General features: G+C 52.2%; 20 protein-coding genes, 1 tRNA gene and 1 other RNA gene. 2 read left to right on the forward strand and 20 right to left on the reverse strand.

All coding sequences use genetic code 11. The features are described from left to right. Nucleotides 1–38: 38 nt before the first annotated feature. From ssrA to J2Z70_RS28260, 10 genes are all read right to left on the reverse strand, one after another. Nucleotides 39–403: a transfer-messenger RNA gene (ssrA, locus tag J2Z70_RS28215) on the reverse strand. Nucleotides 404–606: 203 nt separating this feature from the next. After that, nucleotides 607–1086 carry an SsrA-binding protein SmpB gene (smpB, locus tag J2Z70_RS28220; protein ID WP_036690100.1) on the reverse strand — a complete coding sequence of 160 codons (480 nt, stop codon included), beginning with the start codon at nucleotides 1084–1086 and terminating at the stop codon, nucleotides 607–609. A 177-nt stretch (nucleotides 1087–1263) separates the two neighbouring features. After that, the gene (rnr, locus tag J2Z70_RS28225; RefSeq protein ID WP_209878654.1) at nucleotides 1264–4233 is read right to left on the reverse strand and encodes a ribonuclease R; all 2970 of its coding nucleotides are present in this window, start codon (nucleotides 4231–4233) and stop codon (nucleotides 1264–1266) included. Nucleotides 4234–4464: 231 nt separating this feature from the next. Continuing rightward, the gene (gene secG, locus J2Z70_RS28230; protein WP_036690096.1) at nucleotides 4465–4698 is read right to left on the reverse strand and encodes a preprotein translocase subunit SecG; all 234 of its coding nucleotides are present in this window, start codon (nucleotides 4696–4698) and stop codon (nucleotides 4465–4467) included. Between the two features lie 231 nt (nucleotides 4699–4929). Next, complete coding sequence (gene eno / locus J2Z70_RS28235; protein WP_036726271.1) at nucleotides 4930–6216, reverse strand: phosphopyruvate hydratase; 1287 nt, start codon at nucleotides 6214–6216, stop codon at nucleotides 4930–4932. A 58-nt stretch (nucleotides 6217–6274) separates the two neighbouring features. After that, nucleotides 6275–7819 (reverse strand): 2,3-bisphosphoglycerate-independent phosphoglycerate mutase, encoded by a 1545-nt coding sequence (gene gpmI, locus J2Z70_RS28240; protein ID WP_036726269.1) that lies wholly within the window; start codon nucleotides 7817–7819, stop codon nucleotides 6275–6277. A gap of 2 nt (nucleotides 7820–7821) precedes the next feature. Further along, nucleotides 7822–8577 carry a triose-phosphate isomerase gene (gene tpiA / locus J2Z70_RS28245; protein ID WP_036726267.1) on the reverse strand — a complete coding sequence of 252 codons (756 nt, stop codon included), beginning with the start codon at nucleotides 8575–8577 and terminating at the stop codon, nucleotides 7822–7824. Between the two features lie 27 nt (nucleotides 8578–8604). Beyond that, complete coding sequence (locus J2Z70_RS28250; protein WP_036726266.1) at nucleotides 8605–9786, reverse strand: phosphoglycerate kinase; 1182 nt, start codon at nucleotides 9784–9786, stop codon at nucleotides 8605–8607. Between the two features lie 132 nt (nucleotides 9787–9918). Then, a complete protein-coding gene (gene gap / locus J2Z70_RS28255; protein WP_036690087.1) occupies nucleotides 9919–10929 on the reverse strand; it encodes a type I glyceraldehyde-3-phosphate dehydrogenase in 1011 nt (336 codons plus the stop codon). 116 nt (nucleotides 10930–11045) lie between these two features. Beyond that, complete coding sequence (locus tag J2Z70_RS28260) at nucleotides 11046–12098, reverse strand: sugar-binding transcriptional regulator (RefSeq protein ID WP_036726264.1); 1053 nt, start codon at nucleotides 12096–12098, stop codon at nucleotides 11046–11048. Nucleotides 12099–12390: 292 nt separating this feature from the next. On the opposite strand from J2Z70_RS28260, the gene J2Z70_RS28265 reads away from it, so the two are divergent. Beyond that, a tRNA-Arg gene (locus J2Z70_RS28265) sits at nucleotides 12391–12465 on the forward strand. A 193-nt stretch (nucleotides 12466–12658) separates the two neighbouring features. Beyond that, complete coding sequence (clpP, locus tag J2Z70_RS28270) at nucleotides 12659–13255, forward strand: ATP-dependent Clp endopeptidase proteolytic subunit ClpP (protein WP_036690083.1); 597 nt, start codon at nucleotides 12659–12661, stop codon at nucleotides 13253–13255. An 87-nt stretch (nucleotides 13256–13342) separates the two neighbouring features. Here the strand turns inward: clpP and J2Z70_RS28275 are convergent, their stop codons facing one another. From J2Z70_RS28275 to J2Z70_RS28320, 10 genes are all read right to left on the reverse strand, one after another. Beyond that, nucleotides 13343–13981 carry a GDSL-type esterase/lipase family protein gene (locus J2Z70_RS28275; RefSeq protein WP_036726263.1) on the reverse strand — a complete coding sequence of 213 codons (639 nt, stop codon included), beginning with the start codon at nucleotides 13979–13981 and terminating at the stop codon, nucleotides 13343–13345. A 155-nt stretch (nucleotides 13982–14136) separates the two neighbouring features. Then, entirely contained in the window at nucleotides 14137–15234 is a 1098-nt protein-coding gene (locus J2Z70_RS28280) for a PdaC/SigV domain-containing protein (protein ID WP_209878656.1), read from the reverse strand. 372 nt (nucleotides 15235–15606) lie between these two features. Next, nucleotides 15607–16362 carry an SIMPL domain-containing protein gene (locus tag J2Z70_RS28285; protein ID WP_209878658.1) on the reverse strand — a complete coding sequence of 252 codons (756 nt, stop codon included), beginning with the start codon at nucleotides 16360–16362 and terminating at the stop codon, nucleotides 15607–15609. Between the two features lie 186 nt (nucleotides 16363–16548). Then, nucleotides 16549–16818 carry an HPr family phosphocarrier protein gene (locus J2Z70_RS28290; protein ID WP_036690075.1) on the reverse strand — a complete coding sequence of 90 codons (270 nt, stop codon included), beginning with the start codon at nucleotides 16816–16818 and terminating at the stop codon, nucleotides 16549–16551. Between the two features lie 97 nt (nucleotides 16819–16915). Continuing rightward, nucleotides 16916–17845, reverse strand: coding sequence for a DNA-binding protein WhiA (gene whiA / locus J2Z70_RS28295; protein WP_036726258.1), 930 nt, complete (start codon nucleotides 17843–17845; stop codon nucleotides 16916–16918). Between the two features lie 18 nt (nucleotides 17846–17863). Continuing rightward, nucleotides 17864–18805, reverse strand: coding sequence for a gluconeogenesis factor YvcK family protein (locus J2Z70_RS28300; protein WP_200869550.1), 942 nt, complete (start codon nucleotides 18803–18805; stop codon nucleotides 17864–17866). Nucleotides 18806–18862: 57 nt separating this feature from the next. Next, nucleotides 18863–19762, reverse strand: a complete 900-nt coding sequence (gene rapZ / locus J2Z70_RS28305) for an RNase adapter RapZ (RefSeq protein WP_036690069.1) — start codon at nucleotides 19760–19762, stop codon at nucleotides 18863–18865. 45 nt (nucleotides 19763–19807) lie between these two features. Further along, nucleotides 19808–20758, reverse strand: coding sequence for an ROK family glucokinase (locus tag J2Z70_RS28310; RefSeq protein WP_036690067.1), 951 nt, complete (start codon nucleotides 20756–20758; stop codon nucleotides 19808–19810). A 201-nt stretch (nucleotides 20759–20959) separates the two neighbouring features. After that, the gene (locus J2Z70_RS28315; RefSeq protein WP_209878660.1) at nucleotides 20960–22222 is read right to left on the reverse strand and encodes a DUF438 domain-containing protein; all 1263 of its coding nucleotides are present in this window, start codon (nucleotides 22220–22222) and stop codon (nucleotides 20960–20962) included. Nucleotides 22223–22236: 14 nt separating this feature from the next. Then, a complete protein-coding gene (locus J2Z70_RS28320; protein ID WP_036690062.1) occupies nucleotides 22237–22464 on the reverse strand; it encodes a DUF1858 domain-containing protein in 228 nt (75 codons plus the stop codon). Nucleotides 22465–22634: the final 170 nt, after the last annotated feature.

The following is a 22634-nucleotide window of genomic DNA, read 5'->3' on the forward strand; positions in this document are numbered from 1 at the left end:
AAAAAGACACCCCTCAAGGTGTCTTTCACTGATACTCCATATGGAGCCGAGGGGAGTCGAACCCCTGTCCGAAGATAACGGCACATAAGCTTCTACGAGTGTAGTTACAGTTTTGATGTCACCCTAGAAGCCCCCCGTAACCGGGTCCCCTTCGGGTCAGCCTGATTATCTTCTTCAGCTCACCCCAGGCGGAGATGAGACAGCGTATTCCACTATTTGTTAGCCCCTAGCCCTGTCACATGGACGATGCAGAGTAGAAGCACGCACACAGTTTCTTAGGCTGCGAAAGCGTAGTTGTTTTGTTGTTTGCCGTTTAATAGGCTTTAGCGTTGATGAAGCGGACGCGTCCCCACTACTCGCTACTCATGCTCGAACTATCCCCGTCGAATCCAAGAACGGCCCCTCATTAGAAAGGGCGCTTCGGATGAACGGATCAATCACAAGCACAAATGCTGATCCGGTACACAGCGATCTGATTTACGATGGCTGTTCAGAAGCAAAAAATCTACTTACCCAGTATAGCACATTTATCAACACTTTAACACGTGGGTTAAAGGAATTGAAGGTTGAATCTGGAACCACTTCGACGCAGGTGCAGTAGTCCGTCTATCTGGCGACCTTCTGCTTGTCACGCAGTACACGCTGGATATCACGCTGTGCGTCACGCTTCGCGGCGGAATCCCGTTTGTCGTATTCCTTCTTACCTTTACCCAGACCAATCAGCAGCTTGGCATAGCCATTACGCACATAAATCTTAAGCGGCACAATGGTGAAGCCATCCCGTTTGGACGAGCCCAGCAGCTTGTGTATCTGCTCCTTATGCATAAGCAGCTTACGTGTGCGCGTAGGATCGGTAGGATTGGCGCGGTTTCCCTGTTCAAAAGGACTAATATGCATGTTGTGGATATGAATCTCGCCATTGCGGATCGTAGCGAACGCATCCCCTATGTTGGCGCGGCCATTACGCAGCGATTTGATCTCTGTTCCTGTAAGAACCAAACCAGCTTCGTAGGTGTCCTCAATAAAATAGTCATGGGAAGCTTTTTTGTTCTGGGCGAGCACTTTCCCGTCTGCTTTTTTACCCATGAGCGTCACTCCTTGAATCGAATTCCCGGCAATCCTTCACGGACACCAGGTCTATATTGTATCAAAAGCGGAGCTGCCAACGCAAGGAAGGATCGCTCTATGCCGCGGTCGTGTGAAGCTTGATTTTTATTAAAAAAGCACTGTCCCCCTAAAGGAACAGCGCTCATCTCGTTCAGCCTACGCCTTAGGTTTCTTCTTGCGCTTACGGCGCCCGCTCTTCTCGCCAGTGTCAGCACCGGCCTGGCCTGCGGACTCCCCGCTGCCTGGCGTCACGGAGGGGCTAATGAACACGCCGCCCTTCTTCTTGCGGCGGCCCTTGCCCTCCGGCGCTACGGCGCGCCCGTCGGCCCCGAGGTCCTCGCGGCTGCGGAACCGTGTGCTCGCGTCTACGCCGCGCAGCTCACCGCCCGCCTGCTCAGACCCGCCACCGCCCGGCGCGCCGTAGCCGCCCTTGCCCGAGCCAAAGCCGAAGGCGATGCCGCGTCCCCCGGCACCGCCACCGGCCTCCGCGCCGCGGCCTCTGCCGCCCTCGCGCGGAGCGCCCGAACCGCCGGCTTCGCCCCGGCGGTCCGCCTTGCCGCCGCCCGCTGCGCCTGCGGCGGCAAGACCACGCCGCGCTGCCGCTTCCGGCCCGCGGCCGCGCTTGCGGCCGCTGCCGGCTGCGCCGGCGATGTCCCACGCCGCCGCTCCATCTGCGCGCGGCCCGTTCCCGGCGCCTGCCGCAGCGGCGCCGAAGCCACCAGCCGCTTCACCGCCGCCAGCGGGAGAAGCGTTCTTGCTCTTACCAGCGGCACCTGTGCCGCCGCTCTTACCCTTACCGCCAGCACCGAAGATGGCGCCGTTCTTGCCCTTGGCAACACCACTCTTGCCTCCGGCAGCAGCGCTGCCGGGCTTTCCTTTACCGCCACGGCCCTTGCCGCCTCCAGCCTTACCGGCGGGCTTGCTGAAGCCACCAGCGCCCGGACGGCCGCCTTTGCCGCCATAGCTCCGGTGATCTCCAGCCGCGCGCGGCTTCATATCGACCAGCTCGAAGTCGATGGTATGGTCATCCATGTTAACCTTGGCAACCCGGATTTTCACTTCATCACCGATGCGGAAGACCTTGGAGGTACGCTCACCGATCAGCGCCATATGAGCTTCATCGAAGTGGTAGTAATCATCCGTCAGCGCACTAAGGCGAATAAGACCCTCGACCGTGTTGTCCAGCTCGATGAACATCCCGAAGCTGGTCACGCTGCTGATCATGGCGTCGAATTCCTCGCCAACCTTGTCCTGCATGAACTCTGCTTTCTTCAGCTGCTCGGTATCGCGCTCGGCTTCAACAGCCACTCGCTCACGTTCCGAGGACTGCTGGGCAATATCCGGCATCCGGGAGGCCAGATATTCGTGGCGCTTCTCGCTCAGCGCTCCGCCATTCTCAAGCACCTCACGCATCACACGGTGGATGACCAGATCGGGATAACGGCGGATCGGTGAGGTGAAGTGGGAATAGAACTCCGCTGCCAGCCCGAAGTGCCCGGTGCTCTCGGCATCATACTTCGCCTGCTTCATGGAGCGCAGCATCATCGTGCTGATGACCGTCTGCTCCTTCGTTCCCTGAATCTGCTCCAGCAGATCCTGGAGTGCGCGCGGATGAACCGAATTCCCCCGGCCCTTCACGTGGTAGCCGAAGTTAGCCGCAAAAGCCATGAAGTTCTGCAGCTTCTCCGGGTCCGGGTCCTCATGAATCCGGTACAGGAACGGAACCTTCAGCCAGTGGAAATGTTCTGCCACCGTCTCATTAGCGACCAGCATGAACTCTTCAATAATCTGCTCTGCTACAGAGCGCTCACGTTTTACAATATCGATAGCCTTACCGGCCTCATCTACAATAATCTTGCTCTCCTCAAAATCGAAATCCACCGCCCCGCGCCGCATCCGGGCACCCCGCAGCTTCATCGCCAGCTCCTTCATCAGGCGGAAATCCCCGATCAGCGGAGCATAACGCTCCAGCAGCTCAGGATCTTCATCCTCGACAATCTTCCGTACATCAGAGTAGGTCATTCTCTCCTTCGTACGGATGACACTGGTGAAGACATCGTGGTTCACGACCTTCATCTGCTCGTCGAATTCCATTTCACAGGACATCGTCAGACGGTCAACCTGCGGATTCAAGCTGCAGATACCGTTCGACAGCCGGTGCGGAAGCATCGGAATGACACGGTCCACCAGGTACACACTGCATCCGCGGTCATAGGCTTCCTTGTCCAGCTCAGAGCCTTCACGCACATAATAGCCTACATCAGCAATATGAACACCCAGCTTATAATGGCCATTCTCCAGACGCTCAACGTTGACCGCATCATCCAGATCCTTGGCATCTGCGCCGTCAATCGTTACGATATTGAGCCCGCGCAGATCACGCCGCCCCTGCTCGATAATCTCTTCATCTGTGATCGAATCCGGCGCCTGCTCCGCTTCCGTCATCACCTCAGCCGGAAAAGCCTCCGGAAGCTGATGCTTACGGATTACCGACAGAATATCCACGCCCGGATCATCCTTATGGCCAAGGATCTCAATGATCTCACCCTCAGCCGCAGCACGGCCCTCCGGATAGCTCACAATGCGGACAACCACCTTTTCCCCGTCAACCGCACCCTTGAAAGACTCCCTTGGGATGAAAATATCCCGGTTAATCCGCTTATCATCAGGCAGCACGAAGCCATAGGTCTCCAGGCTCTGGAAAACACCCACCGTCTGCGACACACCTCTGATCAGAATCCGTTCCACTTCGCCTTCCATTCGCCCGCCGGACGGGCTCTTAGAGGTAATACGGATCAAGACGATATCGCCGTTCATAGCACCCTTCAGATCGTTCGCGTGGATATACACATCCGGGTGCTCCCGGTTATCGGGAATCAGAAAAGCAAAACCCTTAGCATGAACCTGCAGCCGTCCGCGCAGCAAATCCATCCGCTCAGGCACACCATAACGGCTGCCCCGGGTCAATATAATCCGGCCGTCCTTTTCCAGGTCAATCAATAGAGCCTCAAAGGCTTTGAAATCGGCACTATCCTGAGTGGCGAAATGGCTTACCAGTTCTTCATAGGTTAGTGGTTTATAAGCGGTCTCCCGCATGAAATCAAGTAAGATTTCCTGTGTTATCATGTTCGTTACCTCAGCCTCCTGCTGCATTCCTATGCATTGGCATACTGTATGCCTTGTCCTATTGTACAGCTAATCATTTCAAGTAAAATTTACCTTTATATACTTCATACCCTAGTATACACGAAATTAATCCCGGGCATCCCTGTTATGATGTTCACAATATTAAATCTGCATACAAAAAAGCCCCCGTCTATTCCATTCAGAACAGAGCGAAGGCTTACTGTAGACGAGTTATTCAACAACAATGGCAACAACTATTGACATGATGAAGAATCCTGCCGCCAGACCAACTGTTACACGCTGCAGCACAAGCTCCATACCGCGCGCCTTTGTTTTACCGAAGAGATGCTCAGCACCGCCGGAGATGGCACCGGAAAGACCTGCACTTTTCCCTTTTTGCAGAAGAACGACCGCAATCAGACCTACGGCAAAAATCAGAAGCACCACTTTCAAAAAGATATCCATTCACTTCCACCTCCTACGTCCAAGCATCACTATCTATGCTAAATTAGAATATCCGTTTCATAAACAGCATTTTTATTTTATCATAGCCACAGAATGAATACAACCATCCAGACGGCATTCCCGCCCTATCTCACTATGAAAATCTCATGTTGTCCCTCTATCGCGGATATCAGAATCAAAAAAGCCTGCCGGAACCCGGCAGGCTCATTGTATCTATAGATTCAAAAGAAATTATCTTTTGAGGTTGTAGAAGGATTTCAGGCCGTTGTATTGAGCCAATTCGCCCAGCTCGTCTTCGATGCGAAGCAGTTGGTTGTATTTAGCCACACGGTCTGTACGGGAAGGAGCACCAGTCTTGATCTGGCCTGCGTTGGTAGCTACAGCGATGTCAGCGATAGTGCTGTCTTCGGACTCACCGGAACGGTGGGAGATTACAGCTGTGTAGCCGGCACGTTTTGCCATTTCAATCGCATCGAAGGTTTCAGTCAGTGTACCAATCTGGTTAACCTTAACCAGGATGGAGTTACCGATACCCTTTTCGATACCTGTTGCCAGACGCTCAGTGTTCGTAACGAACAGGTCGTCACCTACCAATTGGACTTTATCGCCCAATTTTTCAGTCAGCAATTTCCAGCCATCCCAGTCATCTTCGGACATACCATCTTCGATAGTGATGATTGGGTACTTCTCAACCCATGAAGCCAGCAGGTCAACATACTCAGCGGAAGTGTAAGATTTACCTTCGCCTGCAAGTGTGTATTTACCGTCTTTGTAGAACTCAGTGGAAGCAACGTCCATACCAAGGAATACGTCAACGCCTGGTTTGTAACCGGCTTTTTCGATCGCTTCGATGATTGTAGTGATCGCTTCTTCATTGGAACCCAGGTTCGGTGCGAAGCCGCCTTCGTCGCCAACAGCTGTGTTCAGGCCTTTGGATTGCAGTACGGATTTCAGGTTGTGGAAGATTTCCGCACCAGTACGCAGTGCTTCCTTGAAGCTTGGAGCGCCTACTGGAAGAACCATGAACTCTTGAACGTCGATGTTGTTGTCGGCATGCTCACCACCGTTGATGATGTTCATCATTGGTACTGGAAGAGTCTTGGCGTTGAATCCGCCCAGGTATACATACAAAGGAATGTCCAGAGCTGTTGCAGCAGCGCGAGCTACGGCCATGGATACAGCCAGGATTGCATTAGCGCCCAGCTTGCCTTTGTTAGGAGTTCCGTCCAGAGTGATCATCAGCTTGTCGATGCCCACTTGGTCAAGAGCGTCCATACCGATTACTTCTGGAGCGATAATTTCGTTTACGTTCTCAACAGCTTTCAGAACGCCTTTGCCCATGTAACGGGATTTGTCGCCGTCACGAAGCTCTACAGCTTCATGAGCGCCAGTGGAAGCGCCGGAAGGAACGATAGCGCGGCCTTTTGCGCCGGACTCCAGATATACGTCAACCTCTACAGTAGGGTTACCACGGGAGTCAAGGACTTCGCGTGCATACACATCAGAAATAATAGTCATGTAAGTTTAATCTCCTTTTATACAATGGTTTTGGGTTTACACAAACAGGGTGTCTTGCTTATTTGCGGCTGGCAATCATGGATTGTCCGGTCATTTCCGCAGGCTGCGGAAGTCCCATCAGATCTAAGATTGTCGGTGCCACATCTGCGAGAATACCAGCTTCGCGCAGAACTACATCTTCAGTGGTAACGATGAACGGTACCGGGTTGGTGGTATGGGCTGTGAACGGACGTCCGTTCTCATCGAATACCATATCAGCATTTCCGTGGTCGGCAATGATAATAGCAACGCCGCCCTTGGCAACTACAGCATCCACAACCTTGCCTACGCATTCGTCCGTTACTTCGACTGCCTTGATTGTAGGCTCCAGCATGCCGGAGTGTCCTACCATATCAGGGTTAGCAAAGTTCAGGATAATGGCATCCTGTCTGTCCGCCTCGATCTCCGCTACGCAGGCCGCCGCCACTTCGTAAGCGCTCATCTCTGGCTTCATATCATAGGTTGCCACCTTCGGCGAGTTGATCAGGATACGGGTCTCGCCCGGAAGCTCCTCATCGCGTCCGCCGCTGAAGAAGAAGGTCACATGCGGATACTTCTCGGTCTCTGCAATACGCAGCTGCTTCTTGTTCTGCTGAACCAGCACTTCACCGAGCGTGTTGTCCAGGTTCTTCGGGGAGTAAGCCACGAAGCCTTGAACTGTCTCACTGAAGGTAGTCAGGCATACGAAGTGCAGGCCTTGCGGGAACTTAGGACCACGGTCGAAGCCGCGGAAATCCGAGTTTGTGAACACTTGTGACAGCTGAATGGCACGGTCAGGACGGAAGTTAAGGAAAATGACTGAATCGCCGCTCTCCACGGTCGCTACCGGGTTGTTTTGGCTGTCCACAATTACACTTGGCTCCACGAATTCATCGAACACAGAATTCTGGTAGGATGCAGTGATGGCCTGAAGGGCATCGGTATATTTAGGGCCTTCCCCATATACCATTGCACGGTAAGCCTTCTCTACACGTTCCCAGCGCTTGTCACGGTCCATCGCGAAGTAGCGTCCGGATACCGTAGCAATCGTACCTACGCCAACCTCTTCAATCTTGGCGACCAGATCCTGAATGAACTTCTGTCCACTGTCGGGTGGTACGTCACGGCCATCCATAAAGGCATGAATATAGACTTCATGCAGATCTTCTTTTTTGGCCAGATCGAGCATGGCGAACAGGTGATTGATGTGGCTGTGTACGCCGCCATCGGATACCAGTGCATAGAGGTGAAGCTTTTTGCCGGTTGACTTAGCGCTTCTTACGGCAGCCACCAGCGTCTCGTTATCGAAGAATTCTCCATCACGGATCGACTTGTCGATACGGGTCAGATCTTGATATACAATCCGGCCGGCACCAATGTTAAGGTGCCCTACTTCGGAGTTACCCATTTGGCCTTCCGGCAGACCTACAGCTTCACCGCAAGCGGTAAGCGTAGTATTCGGATATTGCTTCAGGTAACGGTCGTAGTTCGGCTTGTTGGCTTGGGCAACAGCGTTGCCTTCATCCGTGTTCCGCAGTCCGAAGCCGTCCATGATAATCAGTGCTACAGGTCTTGGAGCTGACATTCTTACTTCGCCCCCTCAACGAGTGAAACGAAGGAAGCAGGCTGCAGGCTGGCACCGCCGACGAGAGCGCCGTCGATGTCGCTTTGACTCATGTACTCCGTTACATTCTCAGGCTTCACACTGCCGCCGTATTGGATACGGACTGCATTAGCCGTTGCTTCATCGTACAGGCCTTTAACAAGGGTACGGATATAAGCAATAACTTCGTTAGCATCCTGGGAAGTGGAGGATTTACCTGTACCAATCGCCCAGATCGGCTCATAAGCGATAACTACGCTTGCTGCCTGCTCTGCGCTAAGACCGGCAAATGCCGCTTCAGTCTGCACCTTGCATACGTCCTTAGTCTGGTCAGCTTCGCGCTCTTCCAGCTTTTCGCCTACGCAGACAATTGGAGTAATGCCGTGACGGAAGGCCGCATGCATCTTCTTGTTGACGATTTCGTCCGTTTCACCGAAATAAGCACGGCGTTCGGAGTGGCCGATAATAACGTACTCTACACCAAGATCCTTCAGCATTACGCCGCTGATCTCACCTGTATAAGCGCCGTTATCTTCGAAGTGCAGGTTCTGTGCACCAATTTTGATGGTAGTGCCTTGTACCGCTGCAACCAGTGCAGGCAGGTTCGTGAATGGCGCGCAGATTACAGTTTCTACGCCTGCCACTTCCGCCTGGCCTTTGATTTCAGCGATGAAGCCTTCTGCTTCCGGAACGGTTTTGAACATTTTCCAGTTGCCTGCAATAATAGGTGTTCTACTCATAGTGATGTATTGCCTCCCTCTTCGGTATTACTTGTCGTTCAGTGCTTCTACACCTGGAAGAGCCTTACCTTCCATGAACTCGAGCGATGCGCCGCCGCCAGTGGAGATGTGATCCATCTGGTCTGCGAGGTGGAATTTCTCAGCAGCCGCAGCGGAATCGCCGCCGCCAATAACAGTGTAGCCTTCGGTAGTAGCACAAGCCTGAGCCACAGCCTTGGTGCCTTCAGCGAAGATGTCGATTTCAAATACGCCCATCGGTCCATTCCATACAACCAGCTTGGAGTTTTTGATAATATCGGCATAGATTTCACGGGTCTTAGGACCGATGTCCAGACCTTCCCAATCTGCAGGGATCTCGGTTGCATCTACAATCTTGGTGTTGGCATCTGCACCGAACTTGTCAGCCACTACAACGTCAACCGGAAGCACGAAGTTCTTGCCCAGCTTCTTGGCCTTCTCGATGAATCCAAGCGCTGCATCAATCTTGTCGTTGTCTACCAGGGATTTACCGATTTCGTAACCTTGAGCCTTGGTGAACGTGTAGGAGAGGCCGCCGCCAATCAGTACATTGTCAGCCAGATTCAGCAGGTTGTCGATAACGTCAATCTTGTCTTTCACCTTGGAACCGCCGATGATGGCAGTGAAAGGACGTTCCGGGTTAGAAAGCGCCTTGCCGAGAACGGACAATTCCTTCTCCATCAGAAGACCGGATACTGCCGGCAGGAAGTGAGCGATTCCTTCTGTCGAAGCATGGGCACGGTGAGCTGCGCCGAATGCGTCATTGACGAACAGGTCAGCCAGTTCAGCGAACTGCTTAGCCAGTTCAGGATCATTCTTCTCTTCGCCTTTGTAGAAACGGACATTCTCAAGCACAAGCACATCGCCATCGTTCAGTTCAGCGATTTTTGCTTTTACCGCTTCGCCAATGGCCTCATCAGCCTTGGCTACCGGTTTGCCGAGCAATTCAGACAAACGGACTGCAGCGGAAGTCAACCGCATGGAATCGACGAATTCGCCTTTAGGACGGCCCATATGGCTGGCCAGAATGACCTTTGCACCGTTCTCAATCAGGTATTTAATTGTTGGAAGGGTTTCGCGGATACGGGTATCATCAGTGATCTTGCCGTCTTCCACTGGCACATTGAAATCTACACGCACGAATACGCGTTTGCCTTTTACTTCTACATCACGGACACTTTTTTTGTTCATGATTAACATTTCCTCCACACCCAAAATTGGTTCCTTCACAAAGCCATTTCACGCGAATCCAGTTCATTTAGAAAGAGCGGAAACAGACTTTCCTTGTTTCCGCTCTATTGTACTTCTTATATGAAATCGGTCTTATTTAGCAAGCTTAGCGAATTTCTCCAAAGTACGAACCAGCTGTGCAGTGTAGGACATTTCATTGTCATACCAAGCAACAGTTTTAACCAGCTGTTTGTCGCCAACAGTCAGTACTTTTGTCTGAGTTGCATCGAACAGGGAACCGAAAGTCATACCCTTGATGTCGGAAGATACGATTTCGTCTTCAGTGTAGCCGTAAGTTTCTGGGTCAGAAGCTTCCTTCATGGCTGCATTGATTTCTTCAACAGTTACGCTCTTATCCAGAACAGTAACCAGCTCAGTCAGGGAACCTGTAGCTACAGGCACACGTTGTGCTGCACCGTCAAGTTTGCCCTTCAGTTCTGGAATAACCAGGCCGATGGCTTTAGCAGCACCGGTAGTGTTAGGGATGATGTTCTCAGCAGCAGCGCGGGCGCGTCTGAAGTCGCCTTTTGCGTGTGGAGCATCAAGAGTGTTCTGGTCACCTGTGTAAGCGTGGATCGTAGTCATCAGGCCTTCGATGATACCGAACTTGTCGTTCAGGACTTTGGCCATTGGAGCCAGGCAGTTCGTTGTGCAAGATGCGCCGGAGATTACTGTTTCGGAACCGTCAAGGATGTCATCGTTAACGTTGTACACAACAGTTTTCATGTCGCCTGTAGCTGGAGCGGAAATAACTACTTTCTTAGCTCCGCCTTTAAGGTGCTTCTCAGCGGCTTCTTTAGTTGTGAAGAAACCAGTACATTCCAGAACGATATCAACGCCAAGCTCTCCCCAAGGAAGTTCTTCAGGGTTGCGGTTCGCCAGAACCTTAACATCTTTACCGTTTACTTTGAAGAATCCGTCATGAACTTCAACGTCTCCCTGGAATTTACCTTGAGTTGTATCATATTTAAGCAAATGAGCAAGCATCTTAGCGTCAGTCAAGTCATTGATTGCTACCACTTCGATACCTTCTACATTTTGAATACGGCGGAATGCAAGGCGTCCAATACGTCCAAAACCGTTAATACCAACTTTTACACTCATTGAATAGTTCCTCCTAGAGTTCGTTTTATTTATTCAAGACAGGCCGTGAGGCTCGTCAAGACAACAATGTTAAGTATAATGCATAAACCCTTTGCGCGCGCCCCATTTAATGGAATCTATAGGGCCTTTTGTAGCTGTGTGTCGATTTCCTTGCCGATTTCAACAGCCGCCGCCTCGTCGATGACGAGAATATCCTCTTGCCCGAACCGCAGCATCGCATGAATGGCCTTCGCCTTGCGTTTGCCGCCGGCAATACCGATAACGACTTCCGTACGGATAATGTCTTCCAGGCGCAGCCCCATGGTCCGCATCGTATGAACCACTTCGCCATTCTCATTGAAATAGTATCCGAAGGACTCGGCTACGGCTCCCTCGCTCTGAATCTCTGAGATCGTCCCGGAGTCCAGCTTGCGGCGGTGGGTCATTTCAATGGCGTCGCCTATTCCATGTACAATAATACGCGATCTGCGGATAATTTGTACAATCTCTCCAATATTGGAGTCCTGCGCAAGCGACTCATATGCGTCTCCGCTAAGCAGATCGGGCACATGCAGCAGACGGTAATTGGCGCCAATCCGTTTGGCCATGGTTGAAGCAATGGTGTTGGCCTGTATCTCCATGCTCTCTCCCAGTCCTCCACGCGCCGGAACAACCCAGGCGTTCTTATAGGAAAGGGATAGCGGCGGGGTCAGCTGATCGGCCATCTCGGCCAGTGTTGATCCGCCTGTGACGGCAATCGTATCGTCACTGCGCAGTACGCTGAGCAGTGCCTTGGAGCCTGCGCGCCCCAGCTCACGCTTGGTGAACGGCGATGTCTCACAATCGCCAGGTACCACAATTACTTTGGTGAGACCGTACGTTGTACGAATTTTCTCTTCCAGATCATCCAGGCCGAATAGGCTCTTGGCGACCGGCTCCAGCAGGTCAAGCAGTCTGCGACCGGCATCGCTAATGCGCATACCGACGCTCTCGATCTCAATGAGCCCCTGCGATTTCAGAAGATCCGTCTCGGCGCGCAGCACCCGCTCGGTCATATCAAGCGATGCGGCTAACGTCCTGCGCCCAATAATATCGGACAGCATGATCTGATGTAGAATCGTATACCGTCTCTTAAGGGTTTCCATGAGATCAGGCAGAAGCTGCTTTTGGATTTCCAATAGATTACGCATGCTTTCACTCCTGCAACTTCGTCTTTCTCTTATCCCTTGTTCGTGGTCTCAAAATGTCCCGGGTTAACTTTTTAAGTCCCACCCATATTCTACCCAAAACTGACGCCAAGTGCAAGTGTTCCGAGACTATAATTCTCAGCCCGCTTTCATCTTATACATGGGCTTGTCCGGAAGGCCGCTGGCAGGAGGTGCATCTCCGGCTCTATTAATGGAGGCAGAGAAAACTATTTTTGCGCAAGATGCCTAATACGCATTGCTTTTATCCGAGAAGTATATTATAATAATTTCTGTTGCGCCCGTGGTCCAATGGATATGACGTAGGCCTCCGAAGCCTGAGATCCAAGTTCGATTCTTGGCGGGCGCGCCATTTTTTTCAAGATTGTACATAATTTAGTTCCGATTATATTATATTTAACCAATGAGCCGCTTGAGGGCTCTTTTTTTTGAAAGTAAGTTTGACTTTCTTTGACTTTTTGTTTGAATTTGTTTATCATGTGGTTAATACGGTAACAGTAAAAAATGAACACATTCGAAGCACCAATTTCAAGGAGGTTTTCCACGTGAGTTATATTCCTATGGTAGTAGAACAGAGCAACCGCGGTGAGCGCGCTTATGACATCTATTCCCGCCTGCTGAAGGACCGCATCATTTTCCTTGGAACGGAGGTTAATGACGTGGTTGCCAATTCCATCATCGCACAAATGCTCTTCCTGGCTGCCGAGGACCCGGATAAGGATATTCACCTGTATGTGAACAGCCCAGGCGGTTCCATCACAGCGGGTATGGCCATCTTCGATACAATGCAATACATTAAGCCGGATGTATCCACCATCTGTGTAGGTATGGCCGCTTCCATGGGAGCGTTCCTGCTGAATGCCGGCGCCAAGGGCAAGCGCTTCGCCCTGCCGAACAGCGAGATCATGATTCACCAGCCGCTAGGCGGTGCGCAGGGGCAGGCTTCGGATATTGAGATCCGCGCCCGCCGCATCATCAAGCTGCGTGAGAAGCTGAACCGCATCTTGTCCGAGCGTACAGGCCAGCCGCTGGAGAAGATCGAGAAGGATACTGACCGCGACTACTTCATGAGCGCTGCAGACGCTGCTGAATACGGTATCGTGGACAAGGTAATTGAGAAGACTCTGCCAACAGGCGTATAAGTACATGCTCCAATGAATACACAAAGAGGCTGTAACAGACCGGTCCGGTCCCGTTACAGCCTCTTTCTTATGCCCAGCCATTGCTGCCTACCTTAAGCTCCCGTACCCAAGGGCATCCAGCTTGCCTGCAATTACGCGGTAGCCTCTGCCGTTCGGGTGAATATGGTCCAGGAACAGCAGCCCCCGCTCGTTACCGGCAAATTCATGGTATACCGAAGCAAACCCTACGTTATTGCTGCTGTAGCCTGCTGCATAGCGGTTGAACTCCCGCACCCACTCTGTTGCTTCATTCACCTGTGGGTAGGGATTATACAGGCCTACCATCCGGATGATGTAGGGGCTGCGGGAACCTGCTTTGAGCTGTGTCAGGCTACCCATGATGTCGCTGTAGTTACGCTTGCAGTCCCTAAGCGCCTGCTGCAGTAAGCCCTGGAATTCACCGGGCCGGGGCCCGGCTGCCCGGGCTGCCTTAATCAAGTCGTTGCCGCCAATGGACAGCGTAATGATCTGCGCATCCTTCACCGCTGCCCGGTAGACATTCGAGCTCCTCAGCCGTTGCTTCAGCCCCCCGGTGGTCAGACCGTTGACGCCAAGATTCGCCGGCACCACTGGTGTACCCAGCCTCCCTTCCGCCATCCGGCGGTAGACGGGGACGAAGCCGTTCCCGGGCAGCGCCCCGAAGCCGGTTGTAAGTGAATCCCCGATCGCTGTATAAGCATAGACCATAACCTTCCCCTCCCCGTTATAAGCTGCTTGCCTTCTATAGCTTATGACTATCCGGGTGAAGTGGTAACGGCAGGGCAGGCTGATTAGGCCGTGCACATGAAGAATGCCCCTGCATCTCCCGGAGGAGATGCAGGGGCATCTGGATAATTATTTTATTATTTCAGCGCCGCGAACGGACTGCTTCCATCCGGCAGGAGTTCCTTGAAGCTGAAGTTGAATTCCGGGAAGCCCTCGGCATATGCCGTGTATTCGTATAACTGGAAGAAGAGCACCGCTTTGCCATCTTTCAGATAGAAGTACTTCTCGGTATTCAGTCCATTGAACCCGCCCAGATATCCTCCGTTAGCTTTGATCTCGGTGGCCAGCTTGGCATTGAGCTGTTTCTTGTAATTAGGGTTGGCACCGAACAGATCGCCCAGCAACAGACGTTTCCCGTCTTTGAGCGAGAAGGTGAACGCATTGCGGTAAGTCATCCCATGGGCACCGCCGGTATACCCGTATTGATTGGTGATTAGGCTGAGCACGCCATCTTGGTTATACGTGACCACATAACCGCCTTCGAATTCATACGGCCGGTCATCCTCCGACCGCTTGGAGATTTGATCTTCAGCATCCTTCGCATAGTTCAGAACGGTCTGCTTAATCGTATCATTGATTGCCTTCTCTGCCTCTGCACTTGCCAGGCCGCTGACCTGCGGATAATCCAGCCGGATAGGCGCATCCTTATGATCCTTCACATAGCTCACTGTTTTGATGGTTACCGCATTCTGCACTTTCTTCATAACATTCAGCCGTCCTGCTGCTGCGCTCCCGTCTACTTTGTAGCCCAAGTAATCGCTAAGCAGCTCAGACGAAACATACAGCCGGTTATTCAGTTGCTTGCCTTCACCCACATAATAATTGTTCACCATAACAGAAATGCCATAATCATTGATCGTCAGCCTTGTCTGAGCAGTTCCTGTCCCGATGGTGTACGTCTTCCCCGCTTTATCATAAGAGAGCGGCATCCCCAGCGCATCGCGCAGGAAGGTTACCGGCACCCATACCTTTCCTTCCTGGAGCAGGCCCGTCTGGGCTGTACTTTTCCCGTTAACCTTCAGCACTATAGATGAGGATTTGGCTTTGACCTGAGCGGCTGCCGGAGCGGCCTCAGTGATGCCTGCATGGATTATTCCTGTTCCTCCCAGCAGGATTCCTGCGGCGAGCATTCCTGCACCCCATTTGCTGATATATTTCTTAGAGTTCGAATTCATTGTTATTTCCCCTTCCACCTGGTGGTATGATTAGTCATGATGTGTGTTCCTCAGTATCACTGTTCCTATTATAGTAAAAGAAAGTGCGGGGGTTGTTACAATCCGCTTTACAGTTTCTTAAGGTTTGCCGTGATTATCTAAAGATCCTGTTACCTCAATTTAAACAAATTGAGAGCTTTCGATAGCGGCTATGTGCATATCAATACATTTATATGACAAGTGGAAACGGCTTTGCCGTCCTTTTAAAGGACGGTACCGTTTCAGCGAGAAATAGAAGGATAATTTATCATGTAAAACATATAAATTCTTATATTTTTATAAAAAGCGCCTGCCCCGCTATAACAGCAGAGCAAGCGCCTCTTGCGAAACGTTTTATTTCAATTCATAAGTTACACTCAATTGGGTAATGACCTTAACCTGCCCGGGCTCAACGGAGCTGCCGGCATTGTTATCCATGGACATCTTTTGCATGGAGGCTGCTTCAGCATAGACCACCGGATGATTCCCGTCATCGCTCTGAATGACAGTGACTACCTGACCCAGTCCGCGTTTGGCTGCTTTGGCGATGGCCGCAGCTTTGACATCTGCATTCTGCATAGCCTTCTCAATAGCCTGTGCTTCAAAGGCGGACGGATCTTCGATCGCAAACCGCACATTGCCGATGTTGTTCGCTCCAGCCGCAGAGGCAGCGTCCAGCAATTGTCCAACCTTTGTCAGATCCCGGTAAGAGACCTCTAGCGTGTGCTGGGCGTTATAGCCTTTTACCTTCTGGCCGTCCTTCTCGCTGTAAGTGTAGTTAGGCTGTACGTTGAACTGGGTGCTCTGAATGTCTTTGTCCGCAATGCCCCAAGTGGTCTTGAACAAGGCGGTCAGCTTGGAGACCTTCGCGGCTGTGCCCTTCTGTGCTTCCTGCGCGGTTTCGGCAGTTGTCGTTACCCCGATGGAGAGATACGCGATATCCGGTTTGATCGACAGCTCGCCTTTGCCTACCACGTTCACCACATTCTTCTGTACTTCGTCGGCGTAAGCCTTTTCAGGACCCTTTAGCACTCCGCTCAACCCCATTCCTCCAATCATCAAGCTAGCTGCCAGCAGAACTGATCCAATCGATTTACCCCATTTTCTCATGCTTGCCATCCCCTTTCGATTCGTTTAAGTGTTATTACCCTCTAGACGGGACAGCATGGTAAAAGTTGCATGAGCGATGTACGATATTTATTTTTTATTTGTTCCCCGTTTCGATCCAGAACCGGCGGATGACATTTCCGATATGAAAAAAAGCCCCTAAGGGCTTTTGGTTAGACCATGTAGCATTTATTGATTCTCGAGCTCTTCCTTGCTTACCAGACTGGTCAAAGCGGTTACAGCCTGTTCCGCATCTGCACCGTCTGCGCTGATATGAATCTCCGTACCGGAACTGATCGCAAGGCTCATAATGCCCATGATACTCTTGGCGTTCACTTTTTTATCGTCTTTTTCCACGAAAATCTCCGACGAAAACTTATTAGCTTCTTGCACAAACAATGCTGCCGGCCGAGCATGGAGCCCCGTCTTCAACCGAACAACTACCGGGTGCTTTGTCATGAAACGCTTACCCCCTATTTGAGATCTGCCCAAAAATTTCACATTAATTTTATAATATTATATCATTATAACGCATACCGCACTAGAAAAAAAATAATCAGCCGCCGCGGACCTTGTCCGCCAGCTCATCAATTTTGCGCAAACGGTGGTTCACACCCGATTTACTTACCGTCCCGCCCAGCATATCCCCGACTTCCTTGAGGTTAATATCCGGGTGCGCCAGTCTAATCTCGGCCACCTCCCGCAGCTTATCCGGCAAGCTTTCCAGACCCACCTCGCGCTGCAGCAGCTTGATGTTCTCAATCTGGCGTACCGCCGCACTGATCGTCTTGTTCAGATTGGCCGTTTCGCAGTTCACAATCCGGTTGACCGAGTTGCGCATATCGCGCATGATCCGCACATCCTCGAATTTGAACAGCGCCTGATGGGCGCCGATCAGACTGAGGAACTCGATGATCTTCTCGCCTTCCTTGATGTATAGGATGAAGCCTTTTTTGCGTTCTATGCAGCGGGCATTCAGGTGAAATTCACCAGCCAACTCAACGAGCGCCTTGCAGTGCTCCTCATACATGGAAGCGATTTCCAAGTGGTACGAAGAGCCCTCCGGGTTATTGACCGAACCGCCGGCCATGAAGGCCCCGCGCAGATAGGCACGCTTGCAGCAGTTCTTACCGACAATCTCCTCATCAATCCCGTCCGTGAAAATAAAACCCTCAGAGACAATCCGCAGATCCTTCAGGATCTCCTGGACCTGGTTCGGGATTCTTACAATATAGACGTTATTCTTCTTCAAACGCATTTTTTTACGCACGAGCAGCTCGATATGGACCTGGTAATATTTCTTAAGCAAAGAATATACCCGCCTTGCAATCGCGGCGTTCTCCGTCGAAATGTCGAGAACCACCTTTTTGCTCGAAAGCTGCACCGAACCATTCATTCGGATCAGCGCTGACATTTCCGCTTTCTCGCAGCAGGGCTGGCTCTCGACCATCGTCAGCTCTTTTTTGGTAAGGGCCGCAAAAGACAAGGGGCTCACCTCTTTCATTTAACTCTTTCTGTCAATCCAATCCTTCACCAGCTGGAAAATATGGTGACTGAGCTTATCTGTATCATGCCGCAAATAGGTTTTGAATAATACCAGCTTGTCAGCAATCACCTTATACCCGTTGCCGTCCACGGCCTCACGGTCAAGCTGTACCGGACGGGCACCCTTCTCGGCGTATTTGATCTGCACCTGCTCCGGGATCTCCCCGTCATTGACGATCACATAATCGAACAGATGCAGCCCGATATGGTCATATACGGCCTGTAGATGGTCATTAACCGTGTAATTATCCGTCTCACCCGGCTGGGTCATTACATTGCATACAAAAATCTTAATGGCCTCGGAAGCTACCACGGCTTCTGCCAGCTTTGGCACCAGCAGATTCGGCAGAATACTGGTATACAGACTGCCCGGACCGAGCAGAATAGCATCTGCGTTGCGGATAGCCTCCAGCGCCTCCGGCAGCGGCTCCACATCCACCGGCTCCAGAAATACGCGCTTGATGACGCCTCCCGCCTCCGGGATTTTGGATTCACCGGTAATCAGCGTTCCATCCGCCATCTCGGCGTGCAGGATTACCGCCTCTCCAGCCGCAGGCAGCACCCGGCCGCGAACGGCGAACAGCCGGCTAAGCTCCCGGACTGCTGTAACGAAGTCCCCGGAGATGTCAGTCAGTGCAGCCAGAATCAGATTGCCCAGGCTATGCCCGGCTAAGCCTTCTCCGCTGCTGAAGCGGTACTTCATAATCTGTGCCATCAGAGGCTCAACGTCAGCCATAGCCGTAAGTACGTTGCGGATATCCCCGGGCGGCGGCATCTGCAGCTCACTGCGCAGAATCCCGGAGCTTCCCCCGTCATCTGCGACAGTTACGATTGCCGTGATATCCAGCGGCTTCTCCTTCAGCCCCCGGAGCATCACCGAGAGCCCTGTCCCGCCACCCATCACGACGATCTTCGGACGCTGTCCTTGTTCTTCAGCCACTATTCATCCCTTCTCTCATCAATGCCGGTCGCGTTCGGAGTCCCGATGACTGACTGCCACCGCTTCCGTCTCGCTAACCCCCAGCATTTTGCCCAGGTATTCGGCGATGGCTACCGAACGGTGTTTGCCGCCCGTACAGCCGATGCCGATAATAATCTGGGATTTGCCTTCCTTGCGGTATTGCGGAATAAGGAATTGAAGCATATCCAGCAGCTTGGTCAGGAATTCTTGCGTTTCAGGCCATTTCATTACGTAGTCGTACACCTCGTTGTCTTGGCCTGTCTTAGGCCGCAGCTGATCCACATAATGCGGATTAGGCAGGAAGCGGACGTCGAACACCAGGTCAGCATCAATCGGAATCCCATACTTGAATCCAAACGAAGTAATGTTAACCGAGAGGGTGCTTTTCCCGAGGTGGGAGAAGCGTGACACTATTTTTTCTTTGAGCTGAACCGGCTTCATGCTGCTGGTATCCAGACACAGGGTAGCTGAATTCTTCAGCTCCTCCAGCATCTGGCGCTCCATGCGGATGCCGTCCAGCGGCATGCCCTTCGGAGCAAGCGGATGATGCCTGCGGCTCTCCTTGTAACGCTGTACAAGCACTGAATCTGTGGCGTCCAGGAAAAGGATCTCACACCCGATCGTTGACTCGTCCTTGATGTAGGCCAGAGACTCAGACAGGGCGGTGAAGAATTCCCGCCCCCGAAGGTCGATGACCAGCGCCACCTTGGCGATTTTACCCTTGGACTGCTCAATCAGCTCAGCGAATTTCGGGATTAGCACAGGCGGAAGATTATCCACGCAGAAGAACCCCAGATCCTCCAGGCTCTGCACGGCAATCGTCTTGCCCGCACCCGACATGCCTGTAATGATAATCAGGGTGGCATGGGCGGGCAGGGTTTGCTCGAGGTCGGTCATTACAGCATCCCTCCCTATGATTAGTATATGAATAATTCCGGTCTTTTAAGAACGCAGCAGCAGGCCTGCCGCACCAATAATACCGGCGTCATTGCCAAGCGCTGCAGGTACAATCGTAACACCGGTCTGCAGAGGGGCAGGCGCCAGCTTGGCGAATACCCGGCGGACTTCATCGAACAGAATATCGCCTGCCTTGGAGACTCCGCCGCCGACGATGAATACTTCAGGGTTCAGAACCGCTGCAACGGAGGCCATTGATTTGCCCAGGTAGAAGGCCGCCCGGTTCACAATCCGCAGCGCAGCTTCATCGCCTGCCTTGGCGGCATCGAATACTTCCTTCGCAGCGATTTTTTCAACGGTGGACAAGGAGGTCCGGTCCCCGCGTGCTACAGCATCGTTCGCCATACGGATAATGCCTGTCGCTGAGGAAACGGTTTCCAAACAGCCCATGTTCCCGCAGCCGCACTGGATCGCTTCCAGATCGGGCACCACGGAGATATGTCCAAGCTCGCCGGCCAGACCGGCAAATCCCTGATACACCTTACCATTAATGATAATACCGCCGCCGACACCCGTACCGAGCGTATAGCAGACACAATTCTCTATGCCGCGCCCTGCACCGCTCCAGGCTTCGCCCAGTGCAGCCACGTTGGCATCATTGTCTATTTTGACTGGCTTGTTCAGGCGACCCTCCAGAATGGAGCGGATCGGCACATCTCTAAATCCTATGTTGGGCGCAAGGATGATGATACCTTCACGAATATTCGTAAATCCGGCCAGTCCCGCACCGACACCAGCCAGCTGGTCCCAGGAGTACGGAGAGTCCTCCACAATCTGGCGTACATACTTCTCGATATTATCGATGACAGCATCGACGCCATCCGCAGTCCCTGTCGGACCTTCGTAAGTGTGCAGCAGGCTTCCCTCGGCATTACAGATTCCAACCTTAATCGTGGTACCACCTAAATCCACGCCAACGTAGATATGTTCAGACATGTTACAAGCCACCTTTTTCTATGCTAAAATAGTTAATCCTACGTACCCACTATAATAGAACCCTCCCCTGCGGTCAAGGAAAGGCGATACACCCGGGGCAATGGACTTCAGTTCTTATTTGTTAACAAAAAGACTTTCTCACCAGGCAGGCAAGAAAGTCCGTTCATTCTCTTCTATTGTAGGGTGCCAGATACCTTAATGCTATTCGGACAAAATCCGCTTCTGGCCCTCAAGGGCACGGATCGGTGCGATATTCTGGGTGAATTCCAGCGTCCCCATATAACGGCCTTCTGCATCCCGTACGGCGAAATAACGGATATAGATGAATTTATCCTTGATGTTAATCCAGAAATCTTCGGCATCCTTCACTCCGGCTTTGAAATCAGCCAGCAGCTTCTCAACAACATGCACACTTTGCGGCGGATGGCAGTTCTGTACGGTGCGGCCGATAACGGCCTTCGTCCGGGCGAAGATCCGTTCCTTGCCATGCGAGAAGTAGCGGACGACATCGTTCTCGTCGATAAAGGTCAGATCCACCGGCAGATGATTCATCAGCGTCTCGAGCTGGTGGAGCGACAACAGCCCGGTCTCGAACCGGATGAAGCCCTGCGGGGACAGGCCTTCCCCTTCTTCCGCCGGAACATCAGCACCCTCAGGCTCCGCTGCACGTTCCGGTATCCATTCCTGGTCGGGCGCAGTCAGGCAGAAGCCGATTTCATCGCTTTCGCGGGCGATTTTGACCCACTCATCCTCAGTCAGCTTATCCAGCGCCATCGGGAGCAGAATATTCTCTTCCTTGAAGATCATCTCATTGACTTCCTTAATGATCTCCTCCAGTGCGGCTGTAATCTGCCCGCTGTCTCCGTTATAGGCGCTAAGCGCCTTCTTGGCTTCCTTGATCATATTGCGGATTCCGTCATCCACTCCCCACATTACCTTCGTAGGACCGTATATGCCGTACTTCTCCAGGTAAGGGAAAAGCAGATTCTCCTTGCGGCTGTAGTGCTTGTCGAGATCCAGCAGCAGACTCAGGTCCTCCAGCAGCTTATAGATAATCTCATCGCTGGCGTTCTTCTTGAACTTATCCGCATGCAGCTCCAGCCGGAAGTTGACCAGACGTTCGATCTCCCGGTTCTCCAGCTTGAACGTATGCACGGGATGACCGGGCTGCTCCTCAGGCTTAGAAGAACGGTGGATCTGTTCAATCGAGCCCTTGAAGATTGCCGTATGCACGGAGCAGAGGCGTTGTACTTCCTCTACCGGAATGCCTTCCTCGGTCATCAGAGAGTGCTCCATGGCGGAGATTTCCTCCACCGTAACATCGCCTACCGCTTCTTCAAAACGCGCCTTAACCTCCTCCACGCTTTTGCCCGCATGCAGCTCCTTGATGATCTCTCTCAGCATAGCCTGGCGGCGTGTCTGTTCCGGAATATCGACCTCGCGGTTATTAATCAGTTCGCTCATCGTAGTCTCTCCTTCTATTCTATAATCTCGAAACCATGCTGCTGAAAGGCCAGCCGAACGGTTTCCAGCTCTATTTTCTTTAATTTCATTCCTTTGGACAGGGTCATGAATCGTCCTGCAGTCTGCAGCATTCCAGGCTTCGCAATATCACGAAAACCCAGTTCCACCATGATCTCAACAATTTCCGGGTGCCTGGTTACCAGCTCAAAGACCGATTCATCCAGCTTCAACGCTTTGCTCATCCTTTTGCACACCTCACTAATGAGAATTCTTCTCAACACCAGCTTAGCATAGGGTACAGAGGTGAATTGTGATTGTAATCACTAACTACAAAAAGACTATCCCCGCCAGCCATTCAGCTTGGGGGGATAGCCTCAGAATAATACGTTTCCGCTGTAATCACGGCCTCTCG

It is taken from the genome of Paenibacillus silagei, from assembly GCF_017874735.1.
GTDB lineage: Bacteria > Bacillota > Bacilli > Paenibacillales > Paenibacillaceae > Paenibacillus_AQ > Paenibacillus_AQ silagei.